The organism is Collinsella sp. Sow4_D11 (genome assembly GCF_052116465.1).
Classification (GTDB): Bacteria; Actinomycetota; Coriobacteriia; order Coriobacteriales; family Coriobacteriaceae; genus Collinsella.
This window is the reverse complement of record NZ_JBQKLA010000078.1, coordinates 1-465: the sequence shown is the minus strand read 5'-3', so window position 1 is coordinate 465 and position 465 is coordinate 1. Positions and strand designations below refer to the sequence as shown.

Here is a 465-nt window from a genome sequence, read left to right as displayed (position 1 = left end):
TCGCCGCACTGATCGGAGACGACGATGAGTGACCTCAACGACTACCTGACCGACGAGATGATCGAGAAGGCCGCGAAGGCAATCGACTGGAAGCACCACGAGTATCGCGTTGACAGCAGGACATGGATTCCCAGCTGTGTGTGCGGCTGGACCGCGACTGAGTCCTATGACGTGGAGGGCTTCGACCGCCACATCACCGAGACCGTCCTGCTCGCTGTCGTCCCGGACATCATCCGAAAAGCGCAGGCCGAGGCGCAAGAGGGCACCCTCCAGCGACTCGCGGGGGCCGCTTTCCTCGTGGATGGCATTCACCACTTCCACGGAACCCAGTGCTCGTGCGGTTTCACGGGCAACGCACGCAAGCGCACCCAAACCGAGCACATCACCGCCGAGGTACTGGAGGCTTACGACCATGACTGATATCGACGTTAAGCCCGAGATGATCGAGAAGGCCGACGCCTGCCC

At 61.7% G+C, this 465-nt stretch carries 1 protein-coding gene; it reads left to right on the top strand.

Going from position 1 to position 465, the window contains the following annotated elements; all coding sequences use genetic code 11:
• Positions 1-24 precede the first annotated feature (24 nt).
• A complete protein-coding gene (locus ACTQ40_RS10605) occupies positions 25-420 on the top strand; it encodes a hypothetical protein (RefSeq protein WP_441564131.1) in 396 nt (131 codons plus the stop codon).
• Positions 421-465 lie beyond the last annotated feature (45 nt).

What these genes read in the sequence shown, in the direction of transcription:
- ACTQ40_RS10605 (WP_441564131.1), top strand. Translation starts at nt 25, where the DNA reads ATGAGTGACCTCAACGACTACCTGACCGACGAGATGATCGAGAAGGCC.